Origin of the sequence: Vogesella amnigena, assembly GCF_042648905.1 — a bacterium.
GTDB classification, from domain to species: Bacteria; Pseudomonadota; Gammaproteobacteria; order Burkholderiales; family Chromobacteriaceae; genus Vogesella; species Vogesella amnigena.
On record NZ_JBHRYH010000002.1, the window covers coordinates 160208 to 179490 of the forward strand.

The 19283-nt window shown below is 64.6% G+C and carries 17 protein-coding genes; 15 read left to right on the plus strand and 2 right to left on the minus strand.

Annotated elements, in window-relative coordinates:
- Positions 1–85: 85 nt before the first annotated feature.
- From ACFOKJ_RS01165 to tpx, 11 genes are all read left to right on the plus strand, one after another.
- On the plus strand, positions 86–1360 hold the full coding sequence (locus ACFOKJ_RS01165) for a hypothetical protein (RefSeq protein WP_390276147.1): 1275 nt from the start codon (positions 86–88) through the stop codon (positions 1358–1360).
- Positions 1360–2085 carry a hypothetical protein gene (locus tag ACFOKJ_RS01170; protein WP_390276148.1) on the plus strand — a complete coding sequence of 242 codons (726 nt, stop codon included), beginning with the start codon at positions 1360–1362 and terminating at the stop codon, positions 2083–2085. The genes ACFOKJ_RS01165 and ACFOKJ_RS01170 overlap by 1 nt, the downstream gene beginning before the upstream one ends.
- The gene (locus ACFOKJ_RS01175; RefSeq protein WP_390276149.1) at positions 2085–4892 is read left to right on the plus strand and encodes an AAA family ATPase; all 2808 of its coding nucleotides are present in this window, start codon (positions 2085–2087) and stop codon (positions 4890–4892) included. The genes ACFOKJ_RS01170 and ACFOKJ_RS01175 overlap by 1 nt, the downstream gene beginning before the upstream one ends.
- Before the next feature lie 273 nt (positions 4893–5165).
- Positions 5166–5906 (plus strand): M48 family metallopeptidase, encoded by a 741-nt coding sequence (locus ACFOKJ_RS01180; protein ID WP_390276150.1) that lies wholly within the window; start codon positions 5166–5168, stop codon positions 5904–5906.
- Positions 5907–6093: 187 nt separating this feature from the next.
- Positions 6094–6567: a YbjN domain-containing protein gene (locus ACFOKJ_RS01185; RefSeq protein ID WP_390276151.1), complete on the plus strand. Its 474-nt coding sequence runs from the start codon at positions 6094–6096 to the stop codon at positions 6565–6567.
- Between the two features lie 123 nt (positions 6568–6690).
- On the plus strand, positions 6691–7560 hold the full coding sequence (locus tag ACFOKJ_RS01190; protein ID WP_390276152.1) for an MBL fold metallo-hydrolase: 870 nt from the start codon (positions 6691–6693) through the stop codon (positions 7558–7560).
- Between the two features lie 361 nt (positions 7561–7921).
- On the plus strand, positions 7922–9370 hold the full coding sequence (locus tag ACFOKJ_RS01195) for a sodium:solute symporter family protein (protein WP_390276153.1): 1449 nt from the start codon (positions 7922–7924) through the stop codon (positions 9368–9370).
- Between the two features lie 236 nt (positions 9371–9606).
- A complete protein-coding gene (locus ACFOKJ_RS01200) occupies positions 9607–10512 on the plus strand; it encodes a DMT family transporter (protein WP_390276154.1) in 906 nt (301 codons plus the stop codon).
- 12 nt (positions 10513–10524) lie between these two features.
- Positions 10525–11598 carry a histidinol-phosphate transaminase gene (gene hisC, locus ACFOKJ_RS01205; RefSeq protein WP_390276155.1) on the plus strand — a complete coding sequence of 358 codons (1074 nt, stop codon included), beginning with the start codon at positions 10525–10527 and terminating at the stop codon, positions 11596–11598.
- Positions 11595–11984, plus strand: coding sequence for a carboxymuconolactone decarboxylase family protein (locus ACFOKJ_RS01210; RefSeq protein ID WP_390276156.1), 390 nt, complete (start codon positions 11595–11597; stop codon positions 11982–11984). Before hisC ends, ACFOKJ_RS01210 begins: the two co-directional genes overlap by 4 nt.
- Positions 11985–12088: 104 nt before the next feature.
- Positions 12089–12586 carry a thiol peroxidase gene (gene tpx, locus ACFOKJ_RS01215; protein ID WP_390276157.1) on the plus strand — a complete coding sequence of 166 codons (498 nt, stop codon included), beginning with the start codon at positions 12089–12091 and terminating at the stop codon, positions 12584–12586.
- 494 nt (positions 12587–13080) lie between these two features.
- Here tpx and ACFOKJ_RS01220 read toward each other — a convergent pair whose 3' ends face one another.
- Entirely contained in the window at positions 13081–14667 is a 1587-nt protein-coding gene (locus ACFOKJ_RS01220) for a methyl-accepting chemotaxis protein (RefSeq protein WP_390276158.1), read from the minus strand.
- Positions 14668–14818: 151 nt separating this feature from the next.
- On the opposite strand from ACFOKJ_RS01220, the gene ACFOKJ_RS01225 reads away from it, so the two are divergent.
- Complete coding sequence (locus ACFOKJ_RS01225) at positions 14819–15229, plus strand: flagellar protein FlhE (RefSeq protein ID WP_390276159.1); 411 nt, start codon at positions 14819–14821, stop codon at positions 15227–15229.
- On the opposite strand, the gene ACFOKJ_RS01230 is transcribed toward ACFOKJ_RS01225, so the two are convergent.
- The gene (locus ACFOKJ_RS01230) at positions 15214–15783 is read right to left on the minus strand and encodes a gamma carbonic anhydrase family protein (protein ID WP_390276160.1); all 570 of its coding nucleotides are present in this window, start codon (positions 15781–15783) and stop codon (positions 15214–15216) included. The genes ACFOKJ_RS01225 and ACFOKJ_RS01230 overlap by 16 nt on opposite strands.
- A gap of 252 nt (positions 15784–16035) precedes the next feature.
- Between ACFOKJ_RS01230 and ACFOKJ_RS01235 the strand changes: the two genes are divergently transcribed.
- The 3 genes from ACFOKJ_RS01235 (at position 16036) to ACFOKJ_RS01245 (ending at position 19212) form a co-directional block, all read left to right on the plus strand.
- On the plus strand, positions 16036–18078 hold the full coding sequence (locus ACFOKJ_RS01235) for a M3 family metallopeptidase (RefSeq protein ID WP_390276161.1): 2043 nt from the start codon (positions 16036–16038) through the stop codon (positions 18076–18078).
- Between the two features lie 202 nt (positions 18079–18280).
- Positions 18281–18730: an Imm50 family immunity protein gene (locus tag ACFOKJ_RS01240; protein WP_390276162.1), complete on the plus strand. Its 450-nt coding sequence runs from the start codon at positions 18281–18283 to the stop codon at positions 18728–18730.
- Positions 18731–18870: 140 nt separating this feature from the next.
- Positions 18871–19212, plus strand: coding sequence for a low molecular weight protein tyrosine phosphatase family protein (locus ACFOKJ_RS01245; RefSeq protein WP_390276163.1), 342 nt, complete (start codon positions 18871–18873; stop codon positions 19210–19212).
- The last annotated feature ends 71 nt before the right edge of the window (positions 19213–19283 follow it).

Here is a 19283-nt window from a genome sequence, read left to right on the forward strand (position 1 = left end):
CCAACCCTGCCGCGTGTGGCCTGTCATTGACTAGCCAGCGCTGCAAACCAGACAATCCGGTCTTTGCAGACCGGATTGTTTGCTTTTGAACTCCCTAGCCGAATTCTTTCGCCCCGACATCGCGCCGGACACGCTGCCGCAGCTGAATAAGCTGACGGCAGCCTGGCCGTACCTGGCGGTGTTCGTCACCCTGTTTCGCGGTGGCGAGGAAGAGGTGCTGATGCGCCTCCTGGTGCTGCGCGAGCTGGGCGGCCGCGCCGACGCGCCGTACTGGACGCCGCAGGAAATCGCGCAGCGTTTCGCCTACCTCAACGACACCAAGCTGAATACCATTCTCGGCCGCCTGCGCGAAGGCGATCTGCTGGTCTACGACAGCGACAGCGGCCGCTACGCGCTGAGCGAAGGCGCCCGCGTGGCGCTGTCGGCACTGGCCACGCTGCTGGATTTCGCCGGTGACGACGTGGAGCTGGGCTACCTTACCAGCCAGGTGGCCGCCGGCCAGGCGGTGGGGCAGGTGTCGGAAGAGGCGATGCAGCACCTGCTGGCACGCCTTACCGAGCTGCACGACGAATTCGCCGACGCGCTGGAATCGCAGTCGGAGTTCCGCATCCGCGCTGCCCAGCACCGGCTGGAGTCGGTGTGGCGCTGGGTGCAGAAATCCACCGACGTGGTACGCAGCCTCACCCAGGATGAGCGCCTGACGCTGACCACGCTCACCCAGGCGCAGGCTATTGCGCTGGCGCAGAGCCGCATGCTGGCGCTGGCCGGTACCTTCGAACGCCGGCTGGCACAGTTGGCCGCACAGCGCGTGCACCTGGGCAACTCCGGGCTTACCTCCACCGACATTGCCGACTTCCTGCGCCGCCAGGGCAGCGCCTGGCTGTCCAGCCTCGCCAATGGCCCGCTGGCGCTGGGGGTGGAGCCGGCCTTCCTGTCCACGCCGGAGCTGGGCGACGTGGCCGAGTTCGAGCTGCTGGGCCGCGAGCGCGCCCGTGCCGAGGACAGCACGCTGCCCGAGGCCGCCAGCGCCGAAGCCGCCGATGCGCCGGAAGTGGAGCGCCTGCTGGAAGCGGAAACGCTGTACGACAGCCTGCTGGAGATGGGGCTGCAGCTGGGGCCGGACAACGACGGCTTCCCTATCGCCAATGCCGTATTGGCCGACAGCTACAACGAAACCGCCTACCGCCTGTCGCTGCTGTCGCTGCTGGGCGACCCGGAAACCAGCAACGACGCCAGCGTGGTTGCCGCGCTGGCACGGCTGCCCTACCAGCTGGCGGGCGGCGACGACATTCTTCATCTCGATCACCCGGAAGTCGCCACCCTGTCGGATGCGCGGCTTCTGGCCAACAAGGCCGGATAATGGACCAAGCCGTAGCCACACTTACCGCGCGCCTGCTGGCGCACCGCGTGCTGCCGCGCACCGACCCGCTGGCGCGCCGCGCGCTGCTGGATGAAAACTTCCGCCACGATCTGGACCAGCAACTGGCCGCCGTCGGCCTGCAGCTGCTGGAGAACCCCTACGCCGAACACATCGCCGTGGCCCTGCTGCCGGCAATGACCGAGCCGGTATTCGGCAGCGGCGAAGCCTGGCTCAACAACAACCTCGGCCTGCCGCGCGACGGCGTGGCGCTGCTGGTGATCGTATGGGCGCTGATCATCCTGCCCAAGCGCGAGCGGCAGCTGGCGCGGGTGGAAGCCGGGCGCGAGAACCAGAGCGACATGTTTGGCGAGCAGAAACCGCTGCCCACCGGCGACAGCGTGTCGGTGGGCATCTCCGAGGATGCGCTGTACGCCGACTTCGGCAAGCAGCTGGGCGGGCGTACCCGCTTCAACGCCAACCTGGGCCGGCTGGTGAACCTGGGCTTCCTGCAGCGGCGCAACCGCTGGCTGGTGGAAGGCCCGATGCTGGACCTGATGATCGACTACAGCCAACTGGCGCCGCGCATCATCGAAGGCGCGCTGGCCGAGGTACTGGGCCGCCGCAGCCAGCTGTCGCAGGTGCTGGACGCGGCAACGTTGGCCGCAGCCGAAGCCGGCGAGCAAGTAGAAGCACAAACCGAGCAACACACCGGAGAGGACGCCTGATGTTCCAGATGCAATCTATCGAAATGGTGCACTGGGATTTCTGGCAGCGCCTGTCCGTGCCGCTGGATGCGCAGATCGTCACCATCATCGGCCCCAACGGCTCCGGCAAGACCACGCTCTTGGATGCGCTGCGCACCCTGCTGGCCATCAAGTGTTCCGGCAAGCGCGACTACAAGCGCTACGTGCGCAACAACCGCGAGCCATTCGCCTACCTGCGCGGCGTGGTGGACAACCCGCGCCGCCTGTCCGGGCTGTACCCCACGCCGTTCTTCCCGCTCACCAGCGAGCAGGTCACCCTGCTGTGCCGCATCAAGAAGCAGGGCGGCGACTGGGTACGCCACTACGCCATCGCCGAAGGCGACGTGGCGCTGGACGTGGCGCTGGCGGACGAGGCGCTGCAGTGGCTGGGGGTGAACGAATACAAGCGCCGGCTGGAAGCCGCCGGCCTTACCGCCGCAGTGGGCGAGGTGCTGGCGCTGGAGCAGGGCGATACCGACAAGCTCACCGAATACAGCCCGCGCCAGCTGCTGGACCTGGTGTTCCAGGTGTTTGGCGACAAGGATGTGCTGGCCAACTACCAGCGCGCCCGCGATGAACAGAAGGCCGCCGAGGCCGAACTGTCGGCGCTGGTGCGCCAGCAGGAGGCGCTGGACACCCGCGTCGAGGCAATGCGCACGCGCGCCGGCCGCTACCTGGAATGGCAGGGCATCCAGAAACGCGCCGCGCGGCTGCGCGACGAGGTGCTGCCGGTACTGGGGCTGCTGGATGGCCGTGTGAGCGTGGGCAAGGGTTGGCAGGACTACCGCCGCGCCCAGCACGGCTTCCACGACATGCTGCGCCAGCGCCGCGACACGCTGGCGCTGGTGAGCACGCTGCGCGACGCCGAGAGCGCAGCACAGGCGGCACGCGATGCTGCCGAGACGGTGCGCGTTGAGGCGCAGACCGCCTTCATGCAGGCGCGCGACGCCGAGCGCGACGTGGCCAGCCAGCTCAAGGAGCGCGACCGCCTGCAGGCGCTGTCCAGCCGCGAATACGGCGAGGACGCCATGGCGCTGTCGCACAAGCTGGCCGGCCTGCGCGACAACATCGACAAGCTCAAGGATGAACTCAAGGCGCACAAGCTGCAGCGCGACGGGCTGATGGGCGAGTTGGCCGCGCTGGAGGGCGGCAAGCAGCGCGCGCCGGAAGACGTGCGTGCCTTCCGTGCCGAGCTGGACGATGCAGGCATCGGCCACACCATGCTGGCCGACATCGTGGAAGTCACCGACAGCCGCTGGCAGGGCGCGGTGGAAGCGTTGCTCAAGCCCTACCGCCAGGTGGTGCTGCTGAGCGACCCGTCCGACCGCCGTGCTGCCTGGCAGCTGGGCGAGAAAATGCGCTACCGCCACTTCGTGGTGCCGGACACCGCCGCCGCGCCGCGTGCGCGCAGCGGCAGCCTGCTGGAAGTGGTGCGCTTTGCGGCCAACGCGCCGGAGTGGCTGCACTCGCAGCTCAATCGCGTCAGCCGCGTGGCGGACGTGAAGGAAGGCGCGCAGCAGGATGGCGACTGGATCACGCCGGAAGGCTACTTCCGCGAACGCCGCGGCGCGCGCCACATCGGCGTGCCAGCCTACGACTACGCCTTTGGCGAAGCGGCGCGCCAGGCGCGGCTGCAGGGGCTGCGCGACGAGCTGAAGGCGTTGAACGTGCGCGTGCTGCGCGATGAGGAACAACTGGTGGCCGCCAGCCGCGAGGCGGCACAACTGGCCGACTACCTGTCGGGCATGGATGCCATCCGCCTGCTGGACAGCCGCGCCGAGGAATTCGCTGCGCTGGCCGCACAGGCCGAATCGCTGAAACAGGCGGTGGCCGAGGCTGGCGAGCGGTTGGCCGCAAGCCAGGCCGAGCGCGACGCCGCCGAGCAGCGCTACAGCGATGCCCGCCTGGCGCACGACCGCGTGTGCCAGCGCGAGCAGGACAGCCTGAACAAGCTGGCCGCCGCCCGCAGCGAAGTAGAGCAGGCGCGCCGCAGTTTGCGCCGTGGTCTCGCCGAGCTGCGCGACTGCCGCGCCCACCTGCCGGCTGCCGCGCAGGACGAGGCCTACGTGGCGCAACTGGCCGACGAGTTTGAATCCGCCGCCGATGTGCGCCACGAGATTCACTACCTGGAAGAAAAACTGGCCAGCGGCGACTGGGAAACCGACGACGCGGTGCTGCAGCTGAAGGACAAGCTGCAGGAAGACCTGGCCAGCCTGACGCGCGATTGCCAGCGCCGCCAGGCCGAGGTGGAACGCGCCGCCGCGCTTACCCATGACGCGCGTGACGCCTACATCGGCAAGCTGCGCGCCACCGTGCGCGCTTATGCGGCCAACGTCAAACGCCTGGGCGAGCTGGCCGGCATCGGCGTGGAAGTGGAGCTGCCGCAGCTGTCCAACGACGATACCGTGCTGGCGCAGGCCGGGCTGGTGCTGAAGTTCAACTTCGACCAGAAGGGCATGATGGGCATGAACGACGGCGAGGCTTCCGGCGGCCAGCAGGTGATGAAGTCGCTGATCCTGCTGATCGGCCTGATGATGGACGAGGCCAACCCGTCCGGCTTCGTGTTCATCGACGAGCCGTTCGCGCACCTGGACATCTTCAACATCGACCGCGTGGCCGGCTTCCTCAAGGCCACCGAGGCGCAGTACCTGATCACCACGCCCAACACCCACAACATCAATATCTTCGCGCCCTCCGGCCTGACCTTGGCCACGCGCAAGAAGCGGCCGGGCGAGGTATGGGCACCGCCGATCCTGCAGACCCGCCGCCGGGTGGAAGCGGCATCGTAAGCCAGGCTGCAGGCGAAGTGCGCTGTTCGGGGGCTAGCGGACCCGGCGCAGCCGGGCCGCTCCGGACAAGTCTTTGCGTCGGCAGCCTTCCCGTTTACAAAGCAAGGCCCTTTCGCGCGGCGCAAGGGCCTTGCCAACACGCTCACGCCCCGGCCAGCCGGGGCGTTGTCGATTGCTGAGGATGGATAGGGGGTTTCTGAAGTGCTCTGGCATGGACTAGCTATGCATTTTTCATTACCATGCAGCGGTTTTGAAACCACTGATGACAAAATCATGAAAAAACTCGCTCTTGCAGTCGCCCTCTCTGCCGCACTCACTGGCCCGGTACATGCTTTTGGTCTGGATACCCTGCTGGGTGCCGGTGCCGACCTGGTAAAGTCCGCCACCCTGACCGATAGCGAAGTGCAGGCCATGGCTGCCGATTCCAGCAAGACGCTGGACAAGCAGAACAAGGTAGCGCCGGCTGGCAGTGCCTACGGCAAGCGCCTGGCCAAGATCGTGAAGGGCCTGAATAGCGAAGACGGTCTGAAGCTGAACTTCAAGGTGTACCAGAACCCGGAGGTGAACGCCTTCGCCATGGCCGATGGTACCGTGCGTGTGTACAGCGGCCTGCTGGACAAGATGACCGACGACGAAGTGCGCTACGTGATTGGTCATGAAATCGGCCACGTGAAGCTGGGCCACACCAAGAAAGCCATTCAGGTGGCCTACGCCGCATCCGCCGCGCGCAAGGCCGCAGCCGGTAGCGGCAATGCCGTAGCCGCCTCGCTGTCCGAATCCGAGCTGGGCGACCTGGCGGAGCAGATCGTGCACGCGCAGTTCTCGCAGTCGCAGGAAAGCGATGCCGATGGTTACTCGGTGGATTTCCTCAAGCGCCACAGCTACAGCCTGCAGGCGGCACCGTCGGCACTGCGCAAGCTGGCCGCTCTGTATGGCAACGAGCGCAGCATCATGTCCAGCCACCCGGCCCCGGGCGACCGCGCCGACAAGGTGGAAAAGCTGATCAACCAGTAATGCCCTACTTGCCCGTTGCCGGGCGATGTCAACGAAACCCCCTGCCTGGTGTGCAGGGGTTTTTTTCATTTGTTGGCAATAGTGCTTTTGTGCTGTCGCAACTTTCATGGTCATGCATGGTGCAGAACCGGCTTGCTGTCATTACACTTGGTGAAATTCCTAAAATGGATAAATCAGGGAGATCGCCATGAAACAACACCTACTGGCCGCCTTGGCCGGCTTTGCACTGCTGGCTCCGCTGGCACAAGCGGCAGACACGCTGGTGGATGCCGGCAACCCCAAGGCCTTGTATGAGCTGGCACGCGGTTTCGGCTCCGCCGAGCTTGGCACTTCGGAAAAGGGCAACCCGAAGATCAAGGGTCGCATGGAGGGCATGGGTTACACCATTTTCTTCCTGCAATGCGAGAACGGTAAAAAATGCCGCGATGTGCAATTCAGCGCCGGTTGGGAGGGGTATGACATCAATCAGGCCCAGATCAACGACTGGAACCGTCGCAAGAACTACAGCAAGGCCTATCTGGACGAGGTGAACGACCCGATCCTGGAAATGGACGTGGTGATGAACCCGGGCATCAGCACCGCGGCCTTTGAGCGGGCTTTCAATCTGTGGAAGCTGGCGCTGAAGGATTTCCGCAAGCAGGTACTGAAGGTAGAGGATTAAGCGAGCCGCGCAAACACAGGCCACCTTCGGGTGGCCTTGTCGTTTCTGCCGACAGGCTGGTGACATGGTGACAAAAGCAAGCAACTGCTCGACAATCCAGCATCCTGATCCGGAGTATGCAATATGCGCAAACTGACTTCACTGCTGGGCAATTCGCAGAAACTGGATGGCGGTGCCATGTTCGGCAATGCGCCGCGGGCGCTGTGGGAAGGCTGGCTGCCGCCGGACGAACAGCACCGTGTTGACCTGGCCTGCCGCTGCCTGCTGGTAGAGGAGGCCGATGGCCGCCGCATCCTGCTGGAAACCGGCATCGGCGCCTTTTTCGCCCCGAAGCTGCGCAGCCGCTACGGCGTGGTGGAAGAGCGTCATGTACTGCTGGAAGCGCTGGCGGAGCAGGGGCTGAGCGATGCCGATATCGACGTGGTGTTGCTGTCGCACCTGCATTTCGATCACGCCGGCGGCCTGCTGGCGCCGTGGGATGGCGGCCCGGCGCGGCTGCTGTTCCCCAATGCGCAATACGTGGTTGGCCGCGAGGCCTGGCAGCGGGCGCTGAACCCGCACCCGCGCGACAAGGCATCGTTCATTGCGGAGCTGATCGAACTGCTGGAGCACAGCGGCCGGCTGGTGCTGGTGGATGGCGAGCTGCCGCCGCCCTGCCTGCCGCAGGACTGGCGCTTCCATGTCTCCAATGGCCATACCCCGGGCATGCTGCTGGCGGAGATTCCTACCCTGCAGGGGCCGCTGGTGTTTGCCGCCGACCTGATCCCCGGTGTGCCATGGGTGCACGTGCCGATTACCATGGGTTACGACCGCTTTCCGGAGCTGCTGATTGACGAAAAGCAGCGACTGCTGCAGCAGTTGGCCGCACGTCATGGCCGGCTGTTCTTTACCCATGACCCGGCGGTGGCCTGTGCCGATGTGCTGTGGGATAGCGAGCGGCGGCGCTTTCATATTGCCGCGCCGCAAGCACAGCTGGTCGCCAGTGCCGGCTAGAGTGTGGTAAATGTTTAACATAATCGACGTTTAAAAAGCGTCGATTTCAGGCAGAATATTGTTATCACCGCCCGGTGGCGCAGTGCGCTCCCGGGCGGTTTTTCATTGTCGGTTTTGATATCCGAAAGCCTTGTCAGGCAAGGATGTATGACGTGGGGGCGCTTGTGCGCCCTGGCTGGCCCGCATGGCCGGCTGTCTATACAGCTTGTGGTTTTTCGCCTTTTCGTGTTTAAAAAAATGCTCGGCAAAATGAGGGCGCTGGCTATAATGGCCCCCAACAAAAAAGCCGGTGCTGGCCGGGCTTGCCGCGCTACGCCGAAAACATGATCGACACTACTCGGGATTCAAGGAGACGGAAGTAATGCTTGTCTGGTTTGTTGTGCTTTATCTGGCGGTAACCGTAGGCATTGGCCTGTATGCATCAACGCGTGTGCATAGCGCCAAGGATTTTGCGTCCGCAGGCGGCAGCATGCCGCTGCCGGTAGTGACCGCCATGGTGTTTGCTACCTGGTTCGGCTCCGAAGCCGTGCTGGGGATTCCGTCCACCTTCCTAGAAGAAGGCTTTGCCGGCATCGTCGAGGATCCGTTCGGCTCCTTCGGCTGTCTGATGCTGGTGGGCCTGCTGTTTGCCAAGCGCCTGTACCGCATGAACCTGCTCACCATCGGTGACTTCTTCCGCAACCGCTATGGCAATACCGTGGAAGCCATCACCAGCGTGGTGATCATCCTGTCCTACCTGGGCTGGATCGCGGCACAGATGACCGCGCTGGGCGTGGTATTCAACGTATTGTCCGAAGGCGCCATCACCACCACCCAGGGCACGCTGCTGGGCGCGGTGATCGTGCTGTTCTACACCCTGTGCGGCGGTATGTTGTCGGTGGCATTTACCGATTTCCTGCAGATGTCGGTAATTGTCGGCGGCCTGATCTACCTGGTGTATCTGGTGTCCGGCATGGCCGGCGGTTTTGACGTGGTGGTGGCCAAGGCCGCCAGCGAGAACAAGCTGTCGTTCATTCACGATACCAGCCCGAAAGGCATTGTCGCCTTCATCGGCGCCGCGCTGACCATGATGCTGGGTTCCATTCCGCAGCAGGACGTGTACCAGCGCGTGATGTCGGCCAAGAACGAGAAGGTGGCAGTACAAGGCTCCGTGCTGGGCGCCATCATGTACCTGACTTTCTGCATGCTGCCGATCTTCCTGATCAGCGCCGCTTCCATCATCGACGCGAAGATGGTGGCTACCCAGCTGGGCATCGATCCGCAGATGGTGCTGCCGCGCCTGATTCTGGACAAGACCCCGCTGTTCGCGCAGATCATGTTCTTTGGCGCGCTGCTGTCGGCCATCATGTCCACCGCCTCCGGCACGCTGATGGCACCGTCGGTGACCTTCGTGGAAAACGTGCTCAAGCATTTCGTTCCCAAGATGAGCGACCGCCAGTTCATCAAGGCCATGCGGGTGTCCATCGTGGTGGCCGCGGTATCCACCACCGCGTTTGCGCTGTACTCCGATGCCAGCATCTACGAGATGGTGGGTAACGCCTACAAGGTCACCCTGGTGGCGGCCGTGGTGCCGCTGTTTGCCGGCCTGTTCTGGAAGCGTGCCACTACCCAGGGCGCCCTGCTGGCCATGCTGCTGGGTGCCGGCAGCTGGATCATGCTGGAGATCGGCTATACCGACGATGCCTTCTGGCCGCCGCAACTGGCCGGCCTGCTGATGAGCGTGCTGGGCATGCTGATCGGTACCCTGGGGCCGCAACTGGTTGCCCATACCGAAGGCAGCCACAGCAAGGCGCAGACCCAGACCGCCTGATTTCCTGATCCGTCTGCTGCAACCGGGGCATATGCCCCGGTTTTTTCTTGTAGGGTGGGCAAAGCGTAGCGTGTCCACCATCGGCCAGCAGCGCTACCTTGCCGGTGGGCACGGCCCAAGGCCTTTGCCCTCCCTACGCTGGGCGCACCCCTGTAGCCCCTTTTTTATGGAACTGAACACACTGTTGCCGCTGGCAGGCTTGTAATCGGGGTTGGCCGCATGGCATGGTCGGGGGCATGACTGCCATTTCCCAACGTTCCCAACGTACCGCCTACCTGCTGCTGGCGCTGACTGCCTTGTTCTGGTCCGGCAATTTCGTGCTGGCGCGGGCCATGCATGCCAGCGTGGCGCCGCTGACTCTCTCTTTTGCCCGCTGGGGCATCGCGCTCCTGCTGCTACTGCCGTTTGGCGCGCTACCGGCCTGGCGTCAGCGTGCGCTATGGCTGCCGCACTGGCGGCGCCTGCTGTGCCTGGGGCTGCTGGGTGTCAGCGGCTTCAATTCACTGGTGTACTGGGGGCTGCAGTACACAGCCGCCACCAATGGCGTATTGCTCAACTCCTTCATTCCCATCCTGATCGTGCTGTTCGGCGCGCTGTTTTTCGGCATGCGCATCGGCGGGCGGCAGGTGCTGGCGGTGGCGGTATCGTTTGTCGGCGTGCTGCTGATCGTGGCGCATGGCGACTGGCAACGGCTGGCGGCGCTGGACATCAACCGTGGTGACGCGGTGCTGTTCCTGGCCATGGTGGCGTGGGCGTTGTACACCCTGCTGCTGAAAACACTGCCCGCCGAGCTGGACCGCATCGGCCTGCTTACCGTGCAGGTGGCCATCGGCCTGGCCGGCATCGCGCCGTTCTTTGCCGCGGAGCTGTACTCCGGGCGCAGCACGCCGCTGAATGCCGCCACGCTGGCTACCTTTGCCTATGTTGGCACCCTGCCATCGGTGGCCGCCTACTATTTCTACAATCTGGGTGTCAGCAGGGTGGGGGCGGCGCGTGCCGGCATGTTCATCCACCTGATGCCGATGTTTGGCGCGCTGCTGTCGATGCTGTTCCTCGGCGAGCAGCTGCATGGCTATCACCTGGCCGGTATCAGCCTGATTCTGGGCGGCGTGTTCCTGGCTACCCGCGCCCCGCAACATTGAAAGAGCACTGTCATGAGCCGTTTCTGGAGCCCCATCGTTCACGCGCTTACCCCCTATGTGCCGGGCGAGCAGCCGCGCATCACCCAGCTGGTGAAGCTCAACACCAACGAAAACCCCTATCCGCCATCGCCGAAGGTGCAGGCCGCCATTGCCGCGGCCAACGCTGACAGCCTGCGGCTGTACCCGGACCCTGAATCCACCGCGCTGCGCGCCAGCATTGCCGGCTACTACGGCGTGCAGGCGGAGCAGGTATTCGTCGGCAATGGCTCGGACGAAGTGCTGGCGCTGGTGTTCCAGGCGCTGCTGCAACACCAGGCGCCGCTGCTGTTCCCGGACATCAGCTACAGCTTCTACCCGGTGTACTGCAAGCTGTATGGCATCGATTACCGTACCGTGCCGCTGGATGATGACTTCGCCATCGACCCGGCGACATACCGCCAGCCCTGCGGCGGCATCATCTTCCCCAACCCCAACGCACCTACCGGCCGCCTGCTGGCGCGCGAGGCCATCGAGGCCATGCTGCAGCAGCATCCGGACACGGTGGTGGTGGTGGACGAGGCCTATGTGGACTTTGGCGGCGACAGCATGATCCCGCTGGTGAACCAGTACCCGAACCTGCTGGTGGTGCAGACGCTGAGCAAATCGCGCTCGCTGGCCGGGCTGCGCGTCGGCCTGGCGGTGGGCAATGCCGAGCTGATAGACGGCCTGAAGCGGGTGAAGAACAGCTTCAATTCCTACCCGCTGGACCGCCTGGCGCAAGCCGGCGCCCAGGCAGCGTTCGAGGACGAGGCCTACTTCCAGCAATGCCGCGAGCAGGTAATCGCCAGCCGCGAGGTGCTGGTGGCCGGCTTGCACGCGCTGGATTTTGCCGTGCTGCCGTCTGCGGCCAACTTCGTGTTCGCCCGCCACCCGGCTTACGACGCGGCAATGTTGGCCGCACGCCTGCGCGAGCGCGCCATCATCGTGCGCCACTTCAGGCAGCCGCGTATCGACCAGTTCCTGCGCATCAGCATCGGCACCGAGGCGGAATGCCAGCTGCTGCTGGCTGCGCTTACCGATATTTTTGCCTCTGGAGTCGAAGCATGAGCGAGCAGGACAAACAGGCGGGCTTGGCACGCCGCACCCAGGTGATGGGCGAGGCCTTCGCCAACCGCGCGATGAGCAATCTGGACGGGTTTTCGCGCCCGCTGCAGGACTGGCTGAACGAACACGCCTGGGGCAGCACCTGGCAGCGCGACGGCATCGACCTGAAAACCCGCAGCCTGCTGACCTGCGCCATGCTGGCAGCGCTGGGGCGCAGCAACGAGCTGAAAGGCCATGTGCGCGGCGCCATCAACAACGGCGCCAGTCTGGTGGAAATCCGCGAGACGCTGCTGCACTGCGCGGTATACGCCGGCGCACCGGCGGCGGTGGAAGCGTTCCGCGCCGCGCGCGAGGTGCTGGCAGAGCTGGGCCTGAGCCTGCCGGAGTAATGCCGCGCGCGACCTGCGGCCAACCCTGCTGTGCGCAGGGTTGAAATTCTGCCGCCATGCGCCAAACTGCCAGCTCTCTCCCTCACCTGAACAAAGGAATTCTCATGGCAAGCGTTACCCTGCGCGGCAATCCCGTAGAAGTCGCCGGCAATCTGCCGGCAGTTGGCAGCCAGGCGCCGGCCTTCAGCCTCACCTCCGGTGATCTGGCCGACATCGGTCTGACCGCTTTTGCCGGCAAGAAGAAGATCCTCAACATCTTCCCGTCGGTGGATACTCCGACCTGCGCCACTTCGGTACGCAAGTTCAACGCCCAGGCCGCCGGCCGTGACGGCGTGGTGGTGCTGTGCATCTCCGCCGACCTGCCGTTCGCGCAGAAGCGCTTCTGCGGCGCCGAAGGCATCGAGGGCGTGGTGAACCTGTCCACCTTCCGCAACCCGGGCTTTGCCGAAGCCTACGGCGTGAAGCTGGCTTCCGGCCCGCTGGCCGGCCTCACCGCGCGCGCGGTGGTGGTACTGGATGAAAACGACCAGGTGCTGCACAGCGAGCTGGTGGCCGAGATCGGCAGCGAGCCGAACTACGACGCCGCGCTGGCCGTGCTGTAAGCACTGCGCCATGCGGCCAAAGTTGGCCGCAAGCGTGATCAGGCAGGCTCCCTTCGGGGAGCCTGTTTTGTTTTTGGAGGGGGTGATGCCGTCTTGGTGGTCAAACCGCTATAAGCCATGCGGCCAACGTTGTGAGGCACCCAATTGCCCTACGGGGAGCGCCGGTCAAAATGGTGTTCGCCAGGTTTTAAGACGGCAGCTGAGCCGTTTGACGTTAGCAAACGGCGAATTGCCGGCGCCTGGCGAATGCCTTTTTGGCCGGGGTTTCGCGGACCATTAGGGCGAGCGGGGTCGCGAGGGGGCGGCGGCACGCCCCCTGGCCCGTGCGCCGGGCGGAACCGGCGACTTCAATCATCATCCGCGTAGCGGATTCCACTCCTGAGACAGCACAAGCAAAACAACGCGGTAAACGTTGGGCTTCGCTGCGCTCAACCGCAACCTACACGGCAGGCGGACACCATTGTGGCCGGACTACGGTTTGCGGCAGTAGGCGTTCACACCCCCTGCATGCGGAACCAGCCCAGGTCCTGGTTGAGCTGCTGCGAGGCGCTGGTGAGCTGCTGCATCGCCGGCGCCAGCTGCTGCATGCGCTGGAAAATATCGCTGGCCAGGCTGGATACCTGCTCGCCGTGATCCAGAATGCTCTGGCTGGCGCTGTTCTGCTGGCCACTGCTGGCGGCAACGTCCTGCAGTACGCGGTGAATGCCGGCCATGGCGGCGTCCACGCCCTGCAGTGCGGTGCTCAGTGCTTCCTGTGCGCGGGTGCTGTCGCTGCTGGCCTGGCTGGCGGTATCCATGGTGCCGGTCAGCGCGGCGGTGGCGCCCTCCACCCGCAGCAGGGTGTCGAAGATGCGGGCGGTGGCGTCGGCGGTGCGCTCCGACAGCTTGCGCACCTCGTCGGCCACCACGGCAAAGCCGCGTCCCTGCTCGCCGGCGCGGGCCGCCTCGATGGCCGCGTTCAGCGCCAGCAGATTGGTCTGCTCGGCCACGTCGCGGATCAGGGTGCTGATCTGGGCGATATCGCTGATCGAGGCTTTCAGCTGCTCGGTTTCCTTTACCGCGCCCAGAATGCGTTGCGACAGCGCCTGCAGCGTGCCGGCGGTGGTGTCGGCCAGCTGGCGGGCGTGGCTGGCCCTATCATTGGCCTGCTCGCTGTCGGCCAGTGCCAGCGCGATGGCGCGGTCGATATTGGCGGATACCCCGGCAATGGCCTGCGCCGACTGCCGGCTCTGCTCGCTCTGGCCGGCCTGTTGCTGGGTGATGCCGGTTACCTGGCTGGTGAGTGCCAGCACCTGGTGTGCTTCGCGCTCGCTGGCGGCGGCGGTACGGCTGACGCTGTGCAGCAGCTCGGCCAGCTTGTCGAGGAAGCGGTTGATGTGGCCGGCGGCCTGCGACAGCTCATCCTGGCCTTGCTGCGGCAGGCGGGCGGACAGGTCGCCTTCGCCCAGGCGGTCGGCGGCACGCTGCATGGCGGCAATCTGCTGTTTCAGGCGTCGCGCCAGCAGTACCTGCGACAGCACCACCACCACGCTGGCCAGCAGCAGTGGCCCCAGCAGCCACAGGCCCAGCTGCAGCATGCGCTGCTGCATGTCGGCCTCGGCCTGTTGTTGTTGCTGGCGGCCAGCCTGCAGCCGGCTGTCGATCTGTGCCACCAGCGGCACGATGCTCATGTTGTAGGCCTGCTCGGGAATGGACAGCGCATCCTGTGGCGCGCTCTCGGCAATCTTCAGCGCCGATTGCAGATTGGTATGGAAGCTCTGCCAGTGCTTGCCGGCGCTGCTGGCAAACAGCTTGCCTTCGTCGGCCGGCAGCGCGGCGGCGATGGCCGGTAGCAGGCGGCCAACCTCGCCATGCACGCTGGCCAGCTTGCTGGCGGTTTCCGGCAGCAGCGGGTCGGCGCGCGACAGCGACAGCACATCGGCTTTCAGGGTTTGCAGATCGGAAGACAGCTGTTGCTGACGGCTGTAGCCGGCAAACTCGCTGCGCAGGGCAAGCCACTGCTGGCCGCTGCTGAGTGCCACTGCCAGCAGGCAGGCCAGGGTAAGCGCCACGGTGAGCCACAATCTTTGTACCAGCGTCATACGGTCTATCCTTATTTCGATAGGCCGAAGTTTATGTAGCGCGCATTACAGCAGGATGACGTGTTATACGCGGCATGCCCTGCGGGAAACCGTTGCGTCAGCAAGCGGTCTAGCCCTGATCTGCCGCCGTTGCGGCCAACAGGAGGTCAGCATGCAGCTGTTACGTGTTGCCGTTGCCGGCGCTTTATGGCTGCTGGCCGCTAGTGCCGGTGCGGCGTCCGGCTCCTATGGCGCGGATGCCGCCGGTCAGGCGGTGCATGCCCGCAATGTCTACTACTACGCCCATTTCGCCGTGCCGCCGGCCACCCCGGCCGATGGCCGCATCAGCAGCGTGAGCTACCGCTGGCAGTTTTCCGCACAGCCAGAAGGCCTGCGCGTCTACCTGTGCCTGGGCAGCCAGTGCCTGGATGTCAGCCAGCAGCCGCAGGGCAGCAGCGATGTCTTCAAGGGCGCCAGCCCGAGCCTGCCGTTCCGTTTGAAGTACCTGCTGCCGGGGCGGGGAGGTGTGGCGCCACTGTACCCCGGCCGCCAGCAGCTGGCGGTGAATTACACGCTGCCCTGATCCGCGCCATCCGCCACCAGGCTGGCCTTGTGCTTTTCCATCACTTTCACATAGTGCTGGGCGGAATATTTGAAGTAGGCCAGCTCGCCCTCGGTGAGCGGGCGCACCTGTTTTACCGGGTTGCCCAGGTACAGGTAGCCGGATTCCAGCCGCTTGCCCGGCGGCACCAGGCTGCCGGCGCCGATCAGCACGCGGTCTTCGATTACCGCGCGGTCCAGAATGATGCTGCCGATGCCGATCAGCACCTCGTTGCCAATGGTGCAACCGTGCAGGGTAACGTGGTGGCCGATGGTGACATCGCGGCCGATCACCAGCGGCGCGCCCAGCGGGTCGCTGTCCTTGCGGTGGCTCACGTGCAGCATGGCAAAATCCTGCACATTGCTGCCTGCGCCGATGCTGATGCTGTTCACATCGCCGCGCACCACCGCGCATGGCCACACCGACACGTTGGCCGCCAGGCTGACCTCGCCGATCACCACCGCGGCCGGGTCGATATAGCAGGAGGAGTCGATCTGCGGCCGGTGGCCGTCGTAGCTGCGGATATTGCGATTCACCGAGTTGTCCTTATCTATCTTGAAAATATTGCGAGGTTCGTATGGGCGCCTCCAAAAACCCCGGTTTCTAAGCGAGACAAGGCGCGAACGAAAAATCCCGACGCCGCATAGGTTTGCTATGTCAGGAGGGATTTTTCGTGAGCAACGCAGTATCGCAACGAAAGCGGGTGTTTTTCGAGGTGACCTTATAATATCGCTCGCGTCTGCTTGCCACATCGTCCGCGTACCACGCGGCTGCCACAGGAAACCGCCATGAGCCAAACCAACCCGCTGCTCGACTTTACCGACCTGCCCCGTTTCGATGCCATCAAGCCGGAACACATCACCCCGGCGCTGGACGTGCTGCTGGCCGAAGCGCGCAGCGCCATCGATGCCGTAATCAAGCAGGGCGGCGACAGCTGGGAAGAGGTGGCCGAGCCGCTGTCCGACGCCACCGAGAAACTGTCGCGCGCCTGGGGCGTGGTGGGCCACCTCAACGGTGTGGTGGGCAATACCGAAGGCCTGCGTGAGGCGTACAACGCCGAGATTCCGCGCATCTCCGCCTTCTTTACCGAGCTGGGGCAGAACCTCGACCTGTTCGCCCGCTTCAAGGCCGTGGCGGCCAACCCTGCGTTTGCCGGCGCCAGCGCCGCGCGCAAGAAGGTCATCGAAAACGATCTGCGCGACTTCCGCCTGTCCGGCGCCGAACTGCCGGATGCACAGAAGGCGCGCTTTGCCGAGCTGTCCAGCCGCCTGGCCGAGCTGTCCAACCAGTTCTCGCAGAACGTGATGGACGCCACCGACAGCTTCGCGCTGTACATCGACGACGTGGCCGAGCTGGCCGGTATTCCGGAAGACAGCCTGGCCATGTACGCGGCGCTGGCCGAGGCCGACGGCCAGCCGGGCAAATACAAGCTGGGCCTGCAGTTCCCGCTGCTGTTCCCGGTGCTGCAGTACGCCGACAACCGCGCGCTGCGCGAGAAACTGTACGAGGCCAACGCCAAGCGCGCCTCCGAATTCGGCCCCGCCGAGCAGGACAACGGCCCGCTGATCCGCGAGAAGCTGCAGTTGGCCGCAGAAGAGGCGCAGCTGCTGGGCTTCGCCAACTTCGCCGAACTGTCGCTGTACACCAAGATGGCGGAAAGCCCGCAGCAGGTCATCGACTTCCTGCGCGACCTGGCGCAGCGCGCCAAACCGTACGCGCTGCAGGATCGCGCCGAACTGGAAGCCTTCGCCCGCGACGAGCTGGGCCTGGCCGAATTGCAGGCCTGGGACATCAGCTACGCCGCCGAGAAACTGCGCGTGGCACGCTATGCCTTCTCCGAGCACGAAGTAAAACAGTACTTCCCCGAGCCCAAGGTGCTGGCCGGCCTGTTCGGCGTGGTGGGCAAGCTGTACGGCGTGCGCTTTGCCCCGCGCAGCGTGGCAGCCTGGCACCCGGACGTGCGCTACTACGAAATCTTCCAGGGCGATGCGCTGCTGGGCGGCTTCTACCTCGACCTGTACGCCCGCGACGGCAAGCGCCCCGGCGCCTGGATGGACGACGTGCGCGGCCGCCGTGTGAAGGGCGGCCAGGTACAGACGCCGGTGGCCTACCTGGTATGCAACTTCAGCCGCCCGGTGGGCGACAAGCCGGCTTACTTCACCCACGACGAGGTGATCACCCTGTTCCACGAGTGCGGCCACGGCCTGCACCACCTGCTCACCCGCGTGGACGAGCTGGGCGTGGCCGGTATCAGCGGCGTGGAATGGGACGCGGTGGAACTGCCGAGCCAGTTCATGGAGAACTTCTGCTGGGAATGGGATGTGCTGCAGGGCATGACTGCCCACGCCGACAGCGGCCAGCCGCTGCCGCGCGAGCTGTACGACAAGATGATCGCCGCCAAGAACTTCCAGTCCGGCATGCAGATGGTGCGCCAGCTGGAATTCTCGCTGTTCGACATGCTGCTCTACACCGCGGCCAACCCCGGCAGCATCGACTGGCTGGCGCTGCTGGAACAGGTGCGTGACGAAGTGGCGGTAAACCGCCCGCCGGCCTACAACCGCTTCCCCAACAGCTTCAGCCACATCTTTGGCGGCGGCTACGCGGCCGGCTACTACAGCTACAAGTGGGCGGAAGTGCTGTCCGCCGACGCCTACGCGGCATTTGAGGAAGCCGGCGGCGCCAACCCGGTGGTGGGCCGCCAGTTCTGGGACGAGATCCTGGCCGTGGGCGGCAGCCGCCCGGCGCTGGAATCCTTCCGCGCCTTCCGCGGCCGCGACCCGCAGATCGATGCGCTGCTGCGGCACAGCGGCATGAGCGAGCCGGGGGCTTGAGCGCTGCTTAGCGGGTGAGTGCGGCCAAGCTTGGCCGCAGGGTAGTGTGAACAAGGGCAAGCCTGTAATGGGCTTGCCCTTTTGTCATGTTGGGTGGAACTATGATGGCTGGCCGGTTCTTGCCAGCAAGTAGCCCGGATAAGCCGCAGGCGCATCCGGGTTAGCGGCGACTTAGCTGTATCGATTTTCTGATGGAGTCACTATGCAGGCGCACGAGTTCATCGAGGGGCATGAGCTGGTTATTGCCCGGTTCGGGCTGTGGCCCAGTTTTCATGATGGGGAAGTGCTACGCATTATTCTGGATCGGTCACCCCGCGTGCCTGACGGGGCAAGCATTCCTTCTGTCGAGGTTCATCTGCGGGGCTGGATCATGGGGCCAGAGTTGGCCGAGGATGGCCACTATAAACTTCACAACGACTCCGTTATTCGCTTCCTGTTTGAAGACATTTCGGAGTTTGAGCTTGAAGGCTTCAATCAACAGAATGTGGTGACCTCGTTAAACCTTGAACTGCGTGACGAGCCACAGAGCGGTGCTAATGTGCTGCATGTCGAGTTTGAGCACTGCTACCAGTTTTGCTGCGCTTTCATTGCTCGGTGGGCCAAGGTTGTTGATATCCGTCCATATGCTGAGCCGCCTGCTAGTTTGGCTTGAACGTATCAAGTAGCCCGGATAAGCCGCAGGCGCATCCGGGGAGGTATGCTCACTTGGCCCCGGATGCGCTGCGCTTATCCGGGCTACATAGAGCCCGTTGGCCGCAAGGCAGCTTCTGCAACTTTCTGGATAGCCACTCGATGCAGCACCTCCTCTTCCTCTGCTCGCAAAACCGCCTGCGCAGCCCCACCGCCGAGCAGGTGTTTGCCTGCTACCCGGGTATCGCCTGCGACTCAGCCGGGCTGCACGAGTCGGCCGAGGTCTATCTGAGCCCGGAGCAATTGCTGTGGGCGGACATCGTCTTTGTGATGGAGAAGGCGCATCGCAGCAAGCTGTCGCGCAAGTTCCGACGCTACCTGAACGGCAAGCGGGTGATCGTGCTGAACATTCCCGACAACTACGGCTATATGGACCCGGTGCTGGTGGACCTGTTGCAGCGCAAGGTGGCACCGTTTCTCAAGTCGGCCAGCCTGGCTGACTGATGGCAGGCGTGGTTCACCCCCGGCCAGCCGCAGCGAGGCTGCATATCGGCCTCACTGCTATAACGAAACCT

What these genes read in the sequence shown, in the direction of transcription:
- hisC (WP_390276155.1), top strand. Translation starts at nt 10,525, where the DNA reads ATGAGCCGTTTCTGGAGCCCCATCGTTCACGCGCTTACCCCCTATGTG.
- ACFOKJ_RS01190 (WP_390276152.1), top strand. Translation starts at nt 6,691, where the DNA reads ATGCGCAAACTGACTTCACTGCTGGGCAATTCGCAGAAACTGGATGGC.
- ACFOKJ_RS01170 (WP_390276148.1), top strand. Translation starts at nt 1,360, where the DNA reads ATGGACCAAGCCGTAGCCACACTTACCGCGCGCCTGCTGGCGCACCGC.
- ACFOKJ_RS01210 (WP_390276156.1), top strand. Translation starts at nt 11,595, where the DNA reads ATGAGCGAGCAGGACAAACAGGCGGGCTTGGCACGCCGCACCCAGGTG.
- ACFOKJ_RS01245 (WP_390276163.1), top strand. Translation starts at nt 18,871, where the DNA reads ATGCAGCACCTCCTCTTCCTCTGCTCGCAAAACCGCCTGCGCAGCCCC.
- ACFOKJ_RS01195 (WP_390276153.1), top strand. Translation starts at nt 7,922, where the DNA reads ATGCTTGTCTGGTTTGTTGTGCTTTATCTGGCGGTAACCGTAGGCATT.
- ACFOKJ_RS01180 (WP_390276150.1), top strand. Translation starts at nt 5,166, where the DNA reads ATGAAAAAACTCGCTCTTGCAGTCGCCCTCTCTGCCGCACTCACTGGC.
- ACFOKJ_RS01175 (WP_390276149.1), top strand. Translation starts at nt 2,085, where the DNA reads ATGTTCCAGATGCAATCTATCGAAATGGTGCACTGGGATTTCTGGCAG.
- tpx (WP_390276157.1), top strand. Translation starts at nt 12,089, where the DNA reads ATGGCAAGCGTTACCCTGCGCGGCAATCCCGTAGAAGTCGCCGGCAAT.
- ACFOKJ_RS01225 (WP_390276159.1), top strand. Translation starts at nt 14,819, where the DNA reads ATGCAGCTGTTACGTGTTGCCGTTGCCGGCGCTTTATGGCTGCTGGCC.
- ACFOKJ_RS01200 (WP_390276154.1), top strand. Translation starts at nt 9,607, where the DNA reads ATGACTGCCATTTCCCAACGTTCCCAACGTACCGCCTACCTGCTGCTG.
- ACFOKJ_RS01240 (WP_390276162.1), top strand. Translation starts at nt 18,281, where the DNA reads ATGCAGGCGCACGAGTTCATCGAGGGGCATGAGCTGGTTATTGCCCGG.
- ACFOKJ_RS01185 (WP_390276151.1), top strand. Translation starts at nt 6,094, where the DNA reads ATGAAACAACACCTACTGGCCGCCTTGGCCGGCTTTGCACTGCTGGCT.
- ACFOKJ_RS01220 (WP_390276158.1), bottom strand. Translation starts at nt 14,667, where the DNA reads ATGACGCTGGTACAAAGATTGTGGCTCACCGTGGCGCTTACCCTGGCC.
- ACFOKJ_RS01235 (WP_390276161.1), top strand. Translation starts at nt 16,036, where the DNA reads ATGAGCCAAACCAACCCGCTGCTCGACTTTACCGACCTGCCCCGTTTC.